The 15,810-nt window shown below is 66.4% G+C and carries 13 protein-coding genes and 2 rRNA genes (1 of these 15 cut by a window edge); 11 read left to right on the top strand and 4 right to left on the bottom strand.

What is annotated here, in order from left to right:
* Nucleotides 1–230 precede the first annotated feature (230 nt).
* The 3 genes from KZ686_RS11855 (at nucleotide 231) to KZ686_RS11865 (ending at nucleotide 4,969) form a co-directional block, all read left to right on the top strand.
* Entirely contained in the window at nucleotides 231–2,660 is a 2,430-nt protein-coding gene (locus KZ686_RS11855; protein WP_265632471.1) for a DUF3772 domain-containing protein, read from the top strand.
* Between the two features lie 231 nt (nucleotides 2,661–2,891).
* Entirely contained in the window at nucleotides 2,892–3,815 is a 924-nt protein-coding gene (locus KZ686_RS11860; protein ID WP_223819750.1) for an alpha/beta fold hydrolase, read from the top strand.
* 179 nt (nucleotides 3,816–3,994) lie between these two features.
* Entirely contained in the window at nucleotides 3,995–4,969 is a 975-nt protein-coding gene (locus tag KZ686_RS11865) for a Bug family tripartite tricarboxylate transporter substrate binding protein (protein WP_150084076.1), read from the top strand.
* A 219-nt stretch (nucleotides 4,970–5,188) separates the two neighbouring features.
* On the opposite strand, the gene KZ686_RS11870 is transcribed toward KZ686_RS11865, so the two are convergent.
* Nucleotides 5,189–5,923 carry a hypothetical protein gene (locus KZ686_RS11870; protein ID WP_265632472.1) on the bottom strand — a complete coding sequence of 245 codons (735 nt, stop codon included), beginning with the start codon at nucleotides 5,921–5,923 and terminating at the stop codon, nucleotides 5,189–5,191.
* Between the two features lie 259 nt (nucleotides 5,924–6,182).
* Here KZ686_RS11870 and KZ686_RS11875 point away from each other — a divergent pair, with 259 nt between their 5' ends.
* Nucleotides 6,183–7,076 carry a c-type cytochrome gene (locus tag KZ686_RS11875; protein WP_265632473.1) on the top strand — a complete coding sequence of 298 codons (894 nt, stop codon included), beginning with the start codon at nucleotides 6,183–6,185 and terminating at the stop codon, nucleotides 7,074–7,076.
* 338 nt (nucleotides 7,077–7,414) lie between these two features.
* Nucleotides 7,415–8,365, top strand: a complete 951-nt coding sequence (locus tag KZ686_RS11880) for a manganese catalase family protein (RefSeq protein WP_149320221.1) — start codon at nucleotides 7,415–7,417, stop codon at nucleotides 8,363–8,365.
* A 108-nt stretch (nucleotides 8,366–8,473) separates the two neighbouring features.
* On the opposite strand, the gene KZ686_RS11885 is transcribed toward KZ686_RS11880, so the two are convergent.
* A complete protein-coding gene (locus tag KZ686_RS11885) occupies nucleotides 8,474–9,799 on the bottom strand; it encodes an Nramp family divalent metal transporter (RefSeq protein WP_265632474.1) in 1,326 nt (441 codons plus the stop codon).
* A gap of 457 nt (nucleotides 9,800–10,256) precedes the next feature.
* On the opposite strand from KZ686_RS11885, the gene KZ686_RS11890 reads away from it, so the two are divergent.
* The 6 genes from KZ686_RS11890 to KZ686_RS11915 all read left to right on the top strand — a co-directional run bounded on the left by KZ686_RS11890 (nucleotide 10,257) and on the right by KZ686_RS11915 (nucleotide 14,244).
* Nucleotides 10,257–11,570 carry an RNA polymerase sigma factor gene (locus KZ686_RS11890; protein WP_265632475.1) on the top strand — a complete coding sequence of 438 codons (1,314 nt, stop codon included), beginning with the start codon at nucleotides 10,257–10,259 and terminating at the stop codon, nucleotides 11,568–11,570.
* 269 nt (nucleotides 11,571–11,839) lie between these two features.
* Nucleotides 11,840–12,205, top strand: coding sequence for a YciI family protein (locus KZ686_RS11895; protein WP_226109574.1), 366 nt, complete (start codon nucleotides 11,840–11,842; stop codon nucleotides 12,203–12,205).
* 92 nt (nucleotides 12,206–12,297) lie between these two features.
* The gene (locus KZ686_RS11900) at nucleotides 12,298–12,672 is read left to right on the top strand and encodes a YciI family protein (RefSeq protein WP_150084083.1); all 375 of its coding nucleotides are present in this window, start codon (nucleotides 12,298–12,300) and stop codon (nucleotides 12,670–12,672) included.
* Between the two features lie 67 nt (nucleotides 12,673–12,739).
* Entirely contained in the window at nucleotides 12,740–13,186 is a 447-nt protein-coding gene (locus tag KZ686_RS11905) for a YybH family protein (RefSeq protein ID WP_265632476.1), read from the top strand.
* Between the two features lie 46 nt (nucleotides 13,187–13,232).
* A complete protein-coding gene (locus KZ686_RS11910) occupies nucleotides 13,233–13,667 on the top strand; it encodes a YciI family protein (RefSeq protein WP_149320215.1) in 435 nt (144 codons plus the stop codon).
* Between the two features lie 106 nt (nucleotides 13,668–13,773).
* Complete coding sequence (locus KZ686_RS11915) at nucleotides 13,774–14,244, top strand: VOC family protein (RefSeq protein WP_149320214.1); 471 nt, start codon at nucleotides 13,774–13,776, stop codon at nucleotides 14,242–14,244.
* A 152-nt stretch (nucleotides 14,245–14,396) separates the two neighbouring features.
* Here the strand turns inward: KZ686_RS11915 and rrf are convergent.
* Nucleotides 14,397–14,510 (bottom strand): 5S ribosomal RNA (gene rrf, locus KZ686_RS11920).
* 114 nt (nucleotides 14,511–14,624) lie between these two features.
* Nucleotides 14,625–15,810: ribosomal RNA gene (locus KZ686_RS11925) — 23S ribosomal RNA — on the bottom strand; it runs 1,687 nt beyond the window's last position.

Below are 15,810 nucleotides of genomic sequence, written 5' to 3' on the forward strand. Positions count from 1 at the left end.
CCGATGTCGCGACACGATAGCGGCTAATTAGCCACTTTTGAAATCGCGTTCGCCGACGTATGTATAATTCCGGGCTTTCCGGTGCCGGCGGCGTCCACTCGCGTTGGCTGCGACGCCCCGTCATGGCCCTGCCCACTTCCCCGCGGCATGGCGCGACGCCCGGCACGCATCGGATGACTCCACGGCAACGTCCGGCGCCCGCAGGCGCCGGCTCGAAAGGTGCTCCCCTCATGCGTCGATTTCCCGGAATGGCGTTCAGCCTGCTGCTGATCGTCTTTTTGCATCTGTTACCCGCCGCGGCACCCGCGGCCTTTGGCGCGGACGAACCGTCCCAGACCGCGGACAAGCCCGCCGCCCCGTTCTCCGCCGCCGCGGCCAGCGCGGAGTTGAAACGGCTGCAGACCGAGCAGGACCGCATCAAGCAGCAGGCCTCCAAGGACACCACCGGCAACCAGCTGACCGAGCTCGACGATGCCGTGCACCGGCTGCTGGCGGACGTCGACACGCTGACCGGCACGCTGGTGGCCGAGCGCGCCAAGGTGCAGGCACAGATCGATCTGCTGGGCCCGCCGCCGGCCGACGGCAGCGCGTCGGAGGCGCCCGCCGTCGCCCGCCAGCGCGCAGACTTGAACGGACGCGCCAAGGCGCTCGACGAGCAGTTGAAGAAGGCCGAAGAAGACAAGGAAAGCCTCGGCAATCTGGCCGATCAGATCGGCAAGCTGCAGCGCGGCCATCTGAAGGACCAGGTCGCCCTGCGCTCCAACAGCATCCTCAGCGGCGACTTCTGGATGCCGGCATTCGACCCGAGCCCGCAGGACCGCCAGCGCTTCGAATCGCTGCGCTCGCTGGTCACGCCGATGGCGAAACAGGCCTGGGACGCCGAGCACCGGACCGGCACGGTGATGCTGCTGGCGCTGGCCTTTGCCATCTGGTCGCTGGGCCGCCGGCTGATCGAGCGCGGCATGGCCTGGGTTTGCCTGCACCGGCTGCCGGAGCACCGGCTGCGGCGCAGCGCGCTGGCGTTGTCGACCGCGCTGGCCACGGTGCTGACCACCGCGCTGGCCGTGCGCATCGTGCTGTTCGCCTTCACGCGCGACTACGAGCTGTCCGAGCCGATGCGCGATCTGGCGGACGAGCTGATCAAGCTGACGATGACCAGCGCGCTGATCGCGGGCCTGGGCCGGGCGCTGCTCTGCACGCGCCATCCGACCTGGCGCCTGCCGTCGCTGCACGACGACATCGCCCGCGCGCTGCGGCCCTTCCCCATCGTGCTGGCTGGCCTGCTGTTGCTGGCCGGCACCGTCGAGCAGCTGAACCGGACCATCGATACCAGCGTCCAGGTCACGCTGTTCGGGCGCGGCCTGGTGTCGCTGGTGGTCACGCTGACGATCGGCGCCGGGCTGCTGCGGGCCAACCGCGTGCGCGCCGCGCTGGTCGCCGCCGGCGAGCGGCCGGGCAGCGGCTCGACGCTGACCGGCATCGTGCTGGCCGGCCTGACCGCCACCATCGTGGTGACGCTGGTGGCCCTGGTGACCGGCTATATCACCTTCGCGCGCTTCCTGACCTACGAGATCGTCTGGTTCGACATCGTGCTGTGCAGCCTGTATCTGCTGACCAAGCTGACGCGCGATGCCTGCGAGAGCCTGTTCTCGGTGCACTATTCGAGCGGCCGCATCATCAAGCAGCTGTTCGGGCTCGGCGACAGCCATCTCGATCAGGTGTCGACCGTGCTGTCGGGGCTGGGCTCGAGCCTGCTGTTGCTGCTGGCGGTGATCGCGCTGCTGACCGGCGGCTTCGGCACCACGCCCAAGGACCTGCTCGACAGCCTGCTGATGGTGCTGGGCGGCGAGCGACTGCGAGCGATGAACATCATGCCGGAGCGCATCCTGAACGCGGTGATCGCCACCGGCGTCGGGGTCTATATCCTGCGCTCGGTGCGCCGCTGGCTCGATGCGGACCTGCTGCCCAAGACCGGCATGGAGCCGGGCATGCGCGCCTCGCTGGTGACGCTGTTCAGCAATATCGGCTATGTGCTGCTGGTGCTGATGACGCTGTCGCTGCTCGGCGTGCGCTGGGACAACCTGGCCTGGATCGTCAGCGCGCTGTCGGTCGGCATCGGCTTCGGCCTGCAGGAGATCGTCAAGAATTTCATCTCGGGGCTGATCCTGCTGACCGAGCGGCCGGTCAAGGTCGGCGACATGGTCAATATCGGCGGCGTCGAGGGCGATATCCGCCGCATCAGCGTGCGCGCCACCGAGATCCAGCTGGGCGACCGCTCGACGATGATCGTGCCGAACTCGCAGCTGATCTCGCAGAGCGTGCGCAATGTCACGATGAACAACAGCACGCTCGGCGTGGCCTCGCTGACGCTGACCTTCCCGCTGAACATCGACCCGGAGGAAGTGCGCGACATGCTGCTGGCCGCCTACGCGGACAACCAGGCCATCCTCGACCATCCCGCGCCGTCGGTGACCTTCAGCCAGCTGGCGCCGAACGGCATCACGCTGACGGTGACCGGCTTCGTCTCCAGCCCGCGCATTGCCGGCGGCACCAAGAGCGATCTGCTGTTCGACATCCTGAAGCGGCTGCGCGCGGCGGAGATTCCGCTGACGCATCCGCAGACACTGCGGCTGGTCAATTCGGAGGTGCTGGCGGCCTGATGGTGCGGCTGCGGCGGCTGGCACGCGGCAGCGGCGGCTGCTCCTGCGGCCAGGGCTCCAGCTGCGGCTCGGCAGTAGCTGCGACTGACGCTGAGGCTGAGCCTTTGGCTCGGCTGCGGCCGGGCGCGGGGCGGCGGCGCCGTTATGCCGGCGGGGGTCGGCCGTTATTTCCTGCCAGTTAGCCTTGTGTTGCCTGGCAGGCGCCCAATGCCCCGGTGCCGACGCACTAGAATGGCGCGATTCCCGTTCGGAGATCGCGCCGTGGACCTTTCCCTCTTTCCGCAATTCCGCAGCATCGACGTCGAGACCGACAGCGAGGTCACGATCCATGCCGTCGTCGGCGGCGACGGGCCGCCGCTGTTGCTGCTGCATGGCCATCCGCAGACCCATGCGATCTGGCACAAGGTCGCGCCGGCACTGGCGCAGCGGTTCACCGTGGTGGCCTGCGACCTGCGCGGCTATGGCGATTCGTCCAAGCCGGCCGGCACCGGCGACCACGGCAACTACAGCAAGCGGACGATGGCGCGCGACGCGCTGCGCGTGATGCAGTCGCTGGGCTTCGAGCGCTTTCGCGTGCTGGCGCACGACCGTGGCGCGCGCGTGGCCCATCGGCTCGGCATGGACCATCCCGCCGCGGTCGAGCGGATGGTGCTGCTCGATATCGCGCCGACGCTGGCCATGTACGAGCAGACCACCGAGGCCTTCGCCCGCGCGTACTGGCACTGGTTCTTCCTGATCCAGCCGGCGCCGCTGCCCGAGCGGCTGATCGAGGCCGATCCGTCGCGCTATATCCGTGACCTGATGGGCGGCCGCAGCGCGGGTCTGAGCCCCTTCGATCCGCGCGCGCTGCGCGAGTACGAACGCTGCGCCGCCCTGCCCGGCGCCGCGCATGGCGTCTGCGAGGACTATCGCGCCGCGGCCGGCATCGATCTCGAACACGACCGCGCCGACCGCGAGGCCGGCAAGCAGCTGACGATGCCGCTGCTGGTGCTGTGGGGCGAACAGGGCGTGGTCCATCGCTGCTTCCAGCCGCTGCAGGAATGGCAGCGGGTGGCCGAGGATGTCGATGGCGGGCCGTTGCCGTGCGGGCACTACATTGCCGAGGAAGCGCCTGACGCTCTGTTGGCGCGGGCGCTGCCGTTCCTGGAGCAATAAGGTCGGCGGCCAATGCTGCGCCATGCTGCGATAAGCGGCGCTTATGGCCGTAGTCGCAGATTGAATTTCCCGCCGGGGTTCTCCTTCGGTAAAGTCGCTCGCGCATTGGACGGGGCCGATGGCGTTTGCCGCCGCGCCCCGCCTGCGTGACAACAACGCGACAACAAGGAGGAGATCTCATGCAAGGCATTCGCCAGGCCCTGGCCTGCGCCGTATCCGCGGTGGCATTGCTCGGCGCCACGCCGGCCAAGGCCGACAACTGGCCCAGCAAGCCGATTCAGATGATCGTGCCGCAGGCACCGGGCGGTACCAACGACATCGTGGCCCGGCTGGTGGCGGCCGACCTGTCGCAACGGCTCGGCCAGCAGGTCGTGGTCGAGAACCGGCCCGGCGCCGGCGGCAATATCGGCACGCAGTTCGCGGCGCGCGCGACGCCGAACGGCTACACGCTGCTGATGACCATCAGCAGCACGCAGGCGATCAACCCGTCGCTGTACCGCCAGGTTCCGTTCGATCCGATCAAGGACTTCGAGCCGATCGCGCTGGTCGCGACCGTGCCGAACGTGCTGGTGGTCAATCCCGCCTTCCCGGCGAAGACGCTGCCCGAACTGATCGCAATGGCGAAGGCCAAGCCCGGCCAGTATCGCTTTGCCTCGGCCGGCAACGGCACGCTGAACCATCTGCTGGGCGAAATGCTGAACAGCATGGCCGGCATCCAGCTGGAGCATGTCCCGTACAAGGGCGTGGCGCCGGCCCTCAATGACGTGCTCGGCAACCAGGTGCCGATGGCGTTCGCCAGCCTGCCCTCGGTGCTGCCGCACATCAAGGCGGGCAAGGTCCGCGCGCTGGGCGTCAGCTCGGCCAGGCGCTCGCCGTTCGCGCCGGACATTCCGGCCATCGGCGAGACGGTGCCGGGTTATAGCGGCGATCTGTGGGTCGGCCTGTTCGCGGTCAAGGGCACGCCGAAGGAGATCACGCAGAAGCTTGCCCAGACCATGCAGGCCGCGCTGGCCGACCCTGCGCTGCGCGAGAAGCTCGGTGCGCAAGGTGCCGAAGCGCTGTCGGCCACGCCGCAGCAGTTCGCCACGCAGCTCAAGGGCGATATCGACAAGTGGGCGCGCATCGTGAAGTCGTCCGGCGCGCAGGTGGATTAAAGCGGGTACGTTAAAGCGGGTGGATTAGACGGGTGGATTAAACGGGGGCATTAAACGCAGGTGGACTGAAAGGGAACTGGCCCGCCTCGCATATCGCGCTGGATGGGCCAGTTGGTGGCGCCTCTGGGCGCCTGCGGTCTCTACCGCCTGGTGGGCTGCTTATTGGGCTGCTTATTGGGCAACTTATTGGGCAACTTATTGGGCAGCATTCTGGGCAGCTCAGTGGGCAGCCGACCCGGCGGTGGCCTGTTCGGCCTGAGCCTGCATGAACTCCCTGGCAGCGCCGACGGCCTGCATCGCCTCCTGACTGCCGCCCTTGTCGGGATGGGCCTTCAGCGATGCCGCCCGGAACGCCTTGCCGATCTTCGCCAGATCCGTCTCGCCGGCATTCAGCCCCAGGATTTCGTGCGGCAGACGGTCATAGCTCCATCCGTCGGGCGCGTAAGGGTTCGCTGAAGCGGCGGGTTCCTGCGGCGGCGGCGCGCTGTGCGTGGATTCGGGGCCATGCGGCGGGGGCGCGCTATAGGTGGGTTCGGGCCGCGGCGGCGGGGGCGCGCCGTACGTGGGTTCGGGCCCCTGCGGCGGCGCGCTGTACGCAGGTTCGGGCCTGTGCCGCGGCGGCGCGCTGTGCGTGGGTTCGGGCCGGTGCCGGGGTGGCGCGCTGTGCGCCGGCTCGGGCCGATGATGCTGCTGTTTGGCGCGCTCGCTTTGCCGATCATCGCGATGCGTCGGTTCGGGCTCGGGATTGCGCGCCGGCCACAGCACCACGATTGCCGCCGACAGCCTGCCGGCCCGGTCGACCAGCACGATCGCATTGATCTGGAGCGGCGCCGATCTCCGCGGCGCGAAGGCGTTGGCGTTCAGGTTGGCGAGCAGCAGGTTCATCAGCAGCGCATTGGCGGCATCCTCCGGCGACATCGACAACCGCTGGTCCGGGGACTTCGCCTGCGGCATTGGCGGCGGGATGTCGATGGGCCGCTGGGCGGGGACGAAAGAAACGAACGGCATGGCAACTCCTTGAGGTCATGGGGGCTGCCATCTTTGCCCGCTGACCGCAAAGCCGCTACCGCTGAAACCAACTGGTTTTCGCTTTTGCATCACGTCACGCGCCGCACGGCCTATCGTGCCCGCATCGCTCTCGGTGCGCTCACGCACATACCGCCACCATCGGCATCGCCGCAAAATCGCCTTTTCCGCATCGACAGGGGCGACGATGAAGCGCGTGATCCGTATTGCGGGTTGGACGATCGCCGGGCTGATCGTCGCCGCCGGCCTGGTCCTGGCGACCGGCATCCTGCTCGCCGAACGCAAGGCCCAACGGCAGGTGCACGTGCCCGCGGTTCCCGTCGCCTATCGCGATGACGCGCAAGCCCTCGCGCGCGGCAAGTATCTCTACGAGTCGCGCGGCTGCATGGAATGCCACGGCGCCGACGGCCGCGGCCGCGTGTTGATCAACGACCCGTCCGGCATGTTCGTGCGCACGCCGAACGTGACGGCCGGCAATCCCGATATCGCGCGCTACCGCGAACGGGACTGGGTCCTGGCGATCCGTCACGGCGTCGCGCCATCGGGCCGGCCGCTGATGATCATGCCGAGCGAGGACTACAACCAGCTCAGCGACGAAGACCTGTCCGCGCTGGTCGCCTATATGCGCAGCCTGCCGCCGCTGCTCAGCGGGATGACCGAGATCCGCCTGCCGCTGATGGCGCGCGTGCTCTACGGCTTCGGCATCATCCAGGACGCGGCGGCCAAGATCGACCACGCCCGCCCGCCGTCGCCGCCGCTGCAGCCGGCGCCGACCGCCGCCTATGGCGCCTATGTCGCCAATGCCTGCATCGGCTGCCACGGCGCCGATCTGGCCGGCGGCAAGATTCCCGGCGCGCCGCCGGACTGGCCCCCGGCCGCCGACCTGCGCCCGGGCGCCGTGATGCTGCGCTACCGCACGCCGGAGCGCTTTATCGAGATGATGCGCAACGGCGTGCGGCCGGACGGCACCGAGGTCAGCAAGGTGATGCCGTTCGAAAGCCTGCGCAAGATGAGCGACACCGACCTGACCGCGCTCTATCTCCATCTGAAGGCGTTGCCGGTGACGCAGGCCGCGCGGTGAGCGGGTTGGCGTTGCGGTGGTCGGCACTGCCCGATGCCCGATGCGCGGCGCGGTTCCCGATGCGCGTTGCACGCCTGCGACATCCCTCCGACCGGTCCGGCGCCATAAGCGAAAGTTTTACACGTTTGCCTAATTTCACCGCACGCCGACTACGATAGGACCCCGTCTCCTTCCCGGCTCTCGCGCCGCCTCTTCCGGCGGCAGGCACTCACGACCGCGTTTCGTCCCACCGATCCTTGCTCCGGGCATGGGCATTGCAGCGCAACCCACGCCCATGCGGAGTGAAGTACCGCTTGAGTCCCTGCTTGAGTTCCGTTGACCGAGATCGGAGGATCCCCATGTTCATGCACAACAAACGATTGCAGTACACCGTACGCGTATCACGGCCCGATCCCGGTCTGGCCAATCTGTTGCTGGAGCAGTTCGGCGGTCCGCAGGGCGAATTGGCGGCCGCACTGCGCTATTTCACGCAGGCGCTGGCCGAGGACGATCCGGGCCGCAAGGACATGCTGCTGGATATCGCAACCGAGGAACTGAGCCATCTGGAGGTGATCGGCTCGATCGTCGCGATGCTCAACAAGGGGGCCAAGGGCCAGCTTGCCGAGGGCATCGAACAGGAAGCCGAGCTGTATCGCTCGCTATCCGGCCCCGGCAACGACAGCCACGTGACCCAGCTGCTGTATGGCGGCGGCCCGCCGCTGACCAATTCGGGCGGCGTGCCCTGGACCGCGGCCTATATCGACACGATCGGCGAGCCCACCGCGGACCTGCGCTCCAATATCGCCGCCGAGGCGCGCGCCAAGATCATCTACGAGCGGCTGATCAACGTTACCGATGACCCCGGCGTGCAGGAAGCCCTGGGCTTTCTGATGACGCGCGAGGTGTCGCACCAGAAGTCGTTCGAGAAGGCGCTGTATTCGATCCAGCCCAGCTTCCCCCCGGGCAAGGCGCCGCCGATGCCCGAGTTCGCCAGCGTCTACTACAAGATGTCGCAGGGCGACGCGCTGCGCGGTCCGTGGAATTCGGATTCGACCTTCGAGTTCGTCGAGAGTCCGACGCCGGCGGTCGATGGCGGCAGCGGCATGCCCGAAGTCCAGCTCGAGCCCAACCAGGCCAGCGCGGTGGAAGCGGCGGCGATGCGCACCGAATCGGACGTCAACAGCGATCCGGTGACGGGCGCGGACCTGGGCAGCGTCGATGAGGCCGAGCTGCCGACCGACCCCGGCGCGCCCGGCGCGAGCGGCGGCGCGGCACCGGGGTCCCCCAAGGTGCCGCCGGGCAAGGCTTGAGCGCCGGTTCGCCGGACGGCTTAACGATGAAGGACGAGGCGGCCGCAATGGCCGCCTCTTTTTATGGACGCTGCGGCGGGCGCTACCGCGCGGCTCTGGTCTCGCCGGCTATGGCAACACGGTCGTCGCCAGCAGCGTCACGTTCATGCCGATGATCAGCGTCACCGCAATCACCGCCAATACCGTGACCCAGGGCTTGTTGACGTAGGCGCCCATCACGGAGCGGCGGCTGGTCAGCCAGATCAGCGGCACCACCGCGAACGGCAATTGGAGGCTCAGGATGACCTGGCTGAGCACCAGCAGCTGGCCGATGCCCGCTTCGCCATAGGCCAGCGCAACGAACATCGCCGGCACCACCGCGATGCCGCGCGTCAGCAGCCGCCGCGCCCACGCCGGCAGCCGCAGCTTGACGAAGCCCTCCATCACGATCTGCCCGGCCAGCGTCGCCGTCACCGCGGAGCTTTGTCCCGACGCGAGCAGCGCGACCCCGAACAGCACGCTGGCGATCGCGGTGCCAGTCAGCGGCCCGAGCAGCTGGTAGGCGGCGCGCAGGTCGTTGACCTCGTGCATGCCGCCGGTATGGAACACGGCGCCGGCGGTCACCAGGATGGCGGCGTTGATGAAGAAGGCGATCACCAGCGCCAGCATGATGTCGACCGTGTAATAGGCGAGCGTGGTGGCGATACTCTCGTGTCCGCGCCGGATCCGCTGCGGTCCGACCATCGACGAATGCAGATACAGGTTGTGCGGCATCACTGTCGCGCCGACGATGCCGATCGCGATGTACAGCATGTTGGTGTCGGTCAGCACCCGCGTGCTCGGCACGAAGCCGCGCGCGACGTCGCCCCATTGCGGCTGCACCAGTACCAGGTTGATCGCAAAGCAGAGGAACACCACCGCGAGCAGCGCGATGACCACCGCTTCCAGTTGCCGGTAGCCGCGCTGCTGCAGCGCGAGGATCAGCAGCACGTCGAGCACCGTTGCGGCCACGCCCCAGGTCAGCGGAATGCCGAACAGCAGGTTCAGCGCGATCGCAGTGCCGATGACCTCGGCCAGGTCGGTGGCGCAGATCGCCAGCTCGCACAGCAGCCATTGCGCCAGCGCCGAGCGCTTGCTCGAATGCTGCCGGCAGGCCTGCGCCAGGTCCATGCCGGACACCACGCCGAGCCGCGCCGCCAGCGTCTGCAGCAGCATCGCGATCAGGCTGGACATCAGCACGATCCACAGCAGCGCGTAGCCGTAGCCCGAACCGGCGGCGAGATCGGTGGCCCAGTTGCCGGGGTCCATATAGCCGACCGCGACGAGGTAGCCGGGCCCCAGGAAGGCCAGCAGACGGCGCCAATGCAGCTTGCCGCCCGGCGGGCGGCGCCAGGTGCCGAGCGGCCCCGCGGCCTGCGCGCCGGCGTCCGGCGGCGGGGTCGTGTCAGGCGGCATGGCGCCTCCCATGCCGGCCGCGCCGGAGCCGCCGTTCAGACATCGGCGAGCAGCCGGGTCAGCAGCACCGCCAGGCCGCCGCCGTTGATGGTCAGGCCGAGCAGCAGCCGGACAGGATGGTCACGCCAGTCGCGCCGGATTCGTTCCATGGCTTCGCGTCTCCTCGTTTTCGCGCGCGCTCGGCTCGGCGCGCGGCCGCCATATCAAGCACGAGCCATGCCCGCGCGGTTTGAACACGACAGGCGTCCGAATGGAGCCCGATTGCGGTTCCATTCGGGTCACCGGCACGCCTTGTTCGACTGGCGCTTCTCCGGCGCGCCGCCCTGCCCTCTGGCACTTTGTTACAACGGCCCGGCTCGCCTTGCCATCGGCACTCATCCGCCGCAGAATCGGCATGCCCGTGCGCCAGCGCACGCCTGCCGGCCGCGGTCCGCGGCGGCTTCGCCGACAACGACCGATGCCAGATCCCATCGCCGCACCGTCCGAAACTCCCGCCACACCGTCGGAAAAACACGCCCCTGCGGCGTCGGAGGCCACCGTCGGCGAGATCTATCGCGCCGAATCGCGCCGCGTGCTGGCCACGCTGATCCGCCTGCTGGGCGACTTCGATCTGGCCGAGGAAGCCCTGCACGACGCCTTCAAGGCAGCCCTCGAACAATGGCCGCGCGACGGCGTGCCAGCCAATCCCTGCGCATGGCTGATTTCGGCGGGCCGCTTCAAGGCCATCGACGGCATCCGCCGCCATGCGCGCTTTCGCTCGCTCGACGACGTCACCGAACAGGTCGAAGCGATCGTCGACGAGAGCGCGACGCGCGCCTTCGACGAGCTCTTCGACGACACCTGTCTGGAAGACGACCGGCTGCGCCTGATCTTTACCTGCTGCCACCCCGCGCTGGCGCCCGACGCCCAGGTCGCGCTGACGCTGCGCGAGGTCTGCGGCCTGACCACCGAGGATATCGCCCACGCCTTCCTGACCGCGCCGTCGACGCTGGCCCAGCGCATCGTGCGCGCCAAGGCCAAGATCCGCGACGCGCGCATTCCCTATCAGGTGCCCGACCGCCAGGACCTGCCGGAGCGGCTCGACAGCGTGCTGCGCGTGGTCTACCTGGTCTTCAACGAGGGCTATTCGGCCAGCTCCGGCGATCAGCTGACCCGCCACGACCTGTCCGGCGAGGCGATCCGGCTGGCGCGGCTGCTGCTCAAGCTGCTGCCCGAGCCCGAGGTCATGGGACTGCTGGCGCTGATGCTGCTGCACGAGTCGCGCCGGGCCGCGCGCACCTCGCCCGACGGCGAACTGGTGCTGCTCGACGAGCAGGACCGCAGCCGCTGGGATCGCGCGCTGATCGCCGAGGGCACCGCGCTGGTCGAGCGGGCGCTGTCATCGCGCCGCTTCGGGCCGTATTCGCTGCAGGCCGCGATTTCGGCGGTCCACGCCGAAGCGGACAGCGCTGCGTCGACCGACTGGCCGCAGATCGTCGCGCTCTATGACGTGTTGCTGGCGCTGCAACCCTCGCCCGTGGTCGAACTGAACCGTGCGGTCGCCGTGGCGATGCGGGACGGTCCCGAGGCGGGACTGCAGCTGGTCGACGCGATCCTGGCCCGTGGCGATCTGGGCGATTACCACCTGGCCCATGCCGCCCGGGCGGATCTGTGCCGGCGCCTGGGCCGCTACGCCGATGCCCGGGACGCGTATCGGACCGTGCTCCAACTGGTCCGCCAGGGCCCGGAACGGCGCTTCATCGAGCGCCGGCTTGCTGCACTGCCGCAATAGAGGGTGCGAGCGCGACTGCGGCAGGCTCGTTCTGCCGTCGATGGCCTCTGCCGATGGTTTCTTTCGATTCCCTCTGTCGGACGCCTCTGTCGATTTCGCCCGATGCCGAACGACTATCCACTGACAGGGCCATGGCCCTGCCGGCGTCATGGCGTCGTCGCCGGCGCCGTCTATGCTGATTTTCCGTGCCGTTTCGTTGCTGTTTCGTTGCTGTTTCGTTGCCGCGCCGCTTGCTGGCCCGCCAACACCACCCTACCGAGGAGCCCCAGATGAAATATCTCTGCCTGATCTATTACCAGGAGAAGCAGGTCTACAGCATGCCGCCCGAAGAATGGGATTCGCTGGTCGGCGAATGCCTGCGCTTCGGCGACAAGGTGCGCAGCAGCGGCCACTACATCGGCGGCGAGGCGCTGCAGCCGGTCGAGACCGCCAAGACGCTGCGCGTGCGCGACGGCAAGGTGACCGTCACCGACGGGCCGTTCGCCGAAACCAAGGAGCAGCTGGCCGGCTTCTATCTGATGGAGGCCGCCGACCTGAACGAGGCGATCCAGGTCGCCTCGAAGATCCCGCCGGCGCGGCATGGCAGCGTCGAGATCCGGCCGATCCGCGAATTGCCCGGAGCAAGCGGGACGTAAATTTTTTTGCGGGGCATTGTCGATCGGCGCGTTCGCCGTACGACTAGGTAACAGGAAGTCCGAACAGCCACCGAATCCGAGGAGCGGCGACGATGAAATACCTGTGCCTGATCTATACCGACGAGCGTGTCCTGCAAGCGATGCCCGAGCCGGAATGGCGCAGCCTGGTGGAACAGTGCCTGCGCTTGCGCGCCACGCTCGAGCGCGACGGCATGTACCTGGCCGGCGAAGCGCTGGAAAGCGCGACGACGGCCACCACGCTGCGGGTCCGCGCCGGCAAGGTATCGTTCACCGACGGGCCGTTCGCGGAAACCAAGGAACAGCTGGCGGGCTTCTATCTGATCGAGGCCGAAGGCCTGCACGAGGCGCTGCACGCGGCGGCGGGGATTCCCGCCGCACGGCTGGGCAGCATCGAAGTGCGGCCGGTGATGTCGCTGGCGGTCGGCAGTACGCCGCCCGCGCAGTGACGGCCGGACCCGACCACGACCTCGCATCTCCAACCCGCTATCGCCCTTTCCTTTCAGGAGACTCAAGATGAGCAACGCCCCGCAATCCCAGACCGCCGCCGAGAACCAGATCCGCGCCATGCTGTCAGCCTGGCGAGACGCCGCGGTTGCCCGCGACGTGCCGCGCATCGTGTCGCACTACACGCCGGACATCGTCGCCTTCGATGCCGTGATGCAGCTGCAGTTCAAGGGCGTCGACGCCTACGGCAAGCACTGGGCCGCATGCATGGAGATGTGCCCCGGGCCGATGGTGTTCGAGATGAACCAGCTGCAATTGTTCGTCGATCAGCAGTTTGGCTACGGCCACTATCTGCTGCGCTGCGGGCATGAAGAAAACGGCACCGAAAAGAGCTCGTGGATGCGAGTCACCGTCGGGCTGCGCAATACCGGCGACGGCTGGAAGATCGCTCACGAACATTTCTCGGCGCCCTTCGACGTGGAGAGCGGCAAGGCGCTGTTCGAACTGCAGCCCTGAGCGGCGTCGCAACGCCTAGACTGATCTACCGACAGGAGATACCGCAATGCGCTTCATGATTCTGGTCCGAGCCACGCAAAAGACCGAGAGCGGCGTGATGCCGGAGGAGGCCCTCATCAGCGAGATGGCCGCCTATCACGAGGAGCTGGCCAAGGCCGGCGTGCTGGTCGATGCGTCCGGGCTGCAACCCAGCGCCAAGGGCTGGCGAATTCGCTATCAGGGCCAGCAACGGACCGTCACCGACGGGCCGTTCGCGGAGACCAAGGAGCTGATCGCCGGTTACACGATCATCCAGGTCAAGTCGCGCGAGGAAGCGCTCGAATGGACCCGGCGCTTTCCGAATCCGCAAACCGACGATAACCACTGCGAGATCGAGGTGCGGCAGCTGTACGACCTCGAGGACTTTCCGCCGAGCGAGGGCATCGAGCGCTTCCGCGAATTGGAACCCATCCAGCAGCGACAGCAGTCCCAATCGCAATAACGATGCAATAACGACGCGATCACGCGCAAAAAGACGGTCGAAGACAGTTGGAACAGTTCGAAGAGTTCAAACAGTACGAGCAATACGATTAGACAGGAGAACCAAGATGGCACAAACGCAAGTCAAGCCGATTCCCGATGGGATGCCCACGCTGACGCCGCATATCGTCTGCGCCAACGCGCTGGAAGCGATCGAGTTCTACAAGCGCGCGTTCGGCGCGGTCGAGGAATTCCGGCTCACCACGCCGCAGGGCCAACTGATGCACGCGATGCTGCGCATCGGCAATTCGCCGGTGATGATGGCCGAGGAAATGCCCGAATGGCAGAGCCTGGGACCGAAGGCATTGAAGGGAACGCCGGTGGTGCTGCACCTGTACGTCGAGGATGTTGACGCGGCGGTGGCCCGGGCCGTCGACGCCGGCGCCAAGGTCACGATGCCGGTGCAGGACATGTTCTGGGGCGACCGCTACGGCCAGCTCGAAGATCCGTACGGGCATCGCTGGTCGGTGGCCACGCATGTGCGCGACGTACCGCCCGAAGAGCTGGCCAAGGCAGCTGAGCACGGCTGCGGCGCCTGATCAGGCGGTAGATGGCATGAAAGCGGCCCGTGTGGCCGCTTTTTTATGGCTTTTTAAGTCGGCCCGGAGTGAATTTCGTTGGAGCCGTCGCCGCCGCCGCAAAGCAAAACACCCCAGACCTTGTGAGATCTGGGGTGTCTTGGGAATGGAGAGCCTGGCGATGACCTACTTTCACACGGGTAGTCCGCACTATCATCGGCGCGAAGTCGTTTCACGGTCCTGTTCGGGATGGGAAGGGGTGGTTCCGACTTGCTATGGTCACCAGGCATAAAGGGTTGCCGGACTGGCTTGAGGCCAATCTGGCGTATTGGGATGTAGCGTCGGGTTGTGCTGTATGGCACGTATGCGGCAACACCAGCGGATTGAAACGCACTGGTTATAGGATCAAGCCTTACGGGCAATTAGTACTGGTTAGCTTAACGCATTACTGCGCTTCCACACCCAGCCTATCAACGTCCTGGTCTTGAACGACCCTTCAAGGAGCTCGAGGCTCCAGGGAATCCTCATCTTCAGGCGAGTTTCCCGCTTAGATGCTTTCAGCGGTTATCTCTTCCGTACATAGCTACCCTGCGATGCCTCTGGCGAGACAACAGGTACACCAGCGGTACGTCCACTCCGGTCCTCTCGTACTAGGAGCAGCCCCGTCAAGATTCCAACGCCCACGGCAGATAGGGACCAAACTGTCTCACGACGTTTTAAACCCAGCTCACGTACCTCTTTAAATGGCGAACAGCCATACCCTTGGGACCGGCTACAGCCCCAGGATGAGATGAGCCGACATCGAGGTGCCAAACACCGCCGTCGATATGAACTCTTGGGCGGTATCAGCCTGTTATCCCAGAGTACCTTTTATCCGTTGAGCGATGGCCCTTCCATTCAGAACCACCGGATCACTATGTCCTGCTTTCGCACCTGCTCGACTTGTCGGTCTCGCAGTTAAGCACGCTTTTGCCATTGCACTTTAGGTACGATGTCCGACCGTACCAAGCGTACCTTCGAACTCCTCCGTTACACTTTGGGAGGAGACCGCCCAGTCAAACTGCCTACCATGCACTGTCCCCGACCCGGATTCACGGGCCTAGGTTAGAACCTCAAACAAACCAGGGTGGTATTTCAAGGACGGCTCCACGAGAACTGGCGTCCTCGCTTCAAAGCCTCCCACCTATCCTACACAGATCGGTTCAAAGTCCAATGCAAAGCTGCAGTAAAGGTTCATGGGGTCTTTCCGTCTAGCCGCGGGAGATTGCATCATCACAAACACTTCAACTTCGCTGAGTCTCGGGAGGAGACAGTGTGGCCATCGTTACGCCATTCGTGCAGGTCGGAACTTACCCGACAAGGAATTTCGCTACCTTAGGACCGTTATAGTTACGGCCGCCGTTTACCGGGACTTCAATCAAGAGCTTGCACCCCATCATTTAATCTTCCGGCACCGGGCAGGCGTCACACCCTATACGTCCACTTTCGTGTTTGCAGAGTGCTGTGTTTTTATTAAACAGTCGCAGCCACCATTTTATTGCAACCCCGTCACCCTTCTGGCGCAGGCCAGTCAAGCTACCAGGGCGT

Origin of the sequence: Cupriavidus cauae, assembly GCF_026210475.1 — a bacterium.
Taxonomy (GTDB): domain Bacteria; phylum Pseudomonadota; class Gammaproteobacteria; order Burkholderiales; family Burkholderiaceae; genus Cupriavidus; species Cupriavidus cauae.

Coding starts and splice junctions, on each gene's coding strand:
- KZ686_RS11855 (WP_265632471.1), top strand. CDS start 231: ATGCGTCGATTTCCCGGAATGGCGTTCAGCCTGCTGCTGATCGTCTTT.
- KZ686_RS11860 (WP_223819750.1), top strand. CDS start 2,892: ATGGCGCGATTCCCGTTCGGAGATCGCGCCGTGGACCTTTCCCTCTTT.
- KZ686_RS11865 (WP_150084076.1), top strand. CDS start 3,995: ATGCAAGGCATTCGCCAGGCCCTGGCCTGCGCCGTATCCGCGGTGGCA.
- KZ686_RS11870 (WP_265632472.1), bottom strand. CDS start 5,923: ATGCCGCAGGCGAAGTCCCCGGACCAGCGGTTGTCGATGTCGCCGGAG.
- KZ686_RS11875 (WP_265632473.1), top strand. CDS start 6,183: ATGAAGCGCGTGATCCGTATTGCGGGTTGGACGATCGCCGGGCTGATC.
- KZ686_RS11880 (WP_149320221.1), top strand. CDS start 7,415: ATGTTCATGCACAACAAACGATTGCAGTACACCGTACGCGTATCACGG.
- KZ686_RS11885 (WP_265632474.1), bottom strand. CDS start 9,799: ATGCCGCCTGACACGACCCCGCCGCCGGACGCCGGCGCGCAGGCCGCG.
- KZ686_RS11890 (WP_265632475.1), top strand. CDS start 10,257: ATGCCAGATCCCATCGCCGCACCGTCCGAAACTCCCGCCACACCGTCG.
- KZ686_RS11895 (WP_226109574.1), top strand. CDS start 11,840: ATGAAATATCTCTGCCTGATCTATTACCAGGAGAAGCAGGTCTACAGC.
- KZ686_RS11900 (WP_150084083.1), top strand. CDS start 12,298: ATGAAATACCTGTGCCTGATCTATACCGACGAGCGTGTCCTGCAAGCG.
- KZ686_RS11905 (WP_265632476.1), top strand. CDS start 12,740: ATGAGCAACGCCCCGCAATCCCAGACCGCCGCCGAGAACCAGATCCGC.
- KZ686_RS11910 (WP_149320215.1), top strand. CDS start 13,233: ATGCGCTTCATGATTCTGGTCCGAGCCACGCAAAAGACCGAGAGCGGC.
- KZ686_RS11915 (WP_149320214.1), top strand. CDS start 13,774: ATGGCACAAACGCAAGTCAAGCCGATTCCCGATGGGATGCCCACGCTG.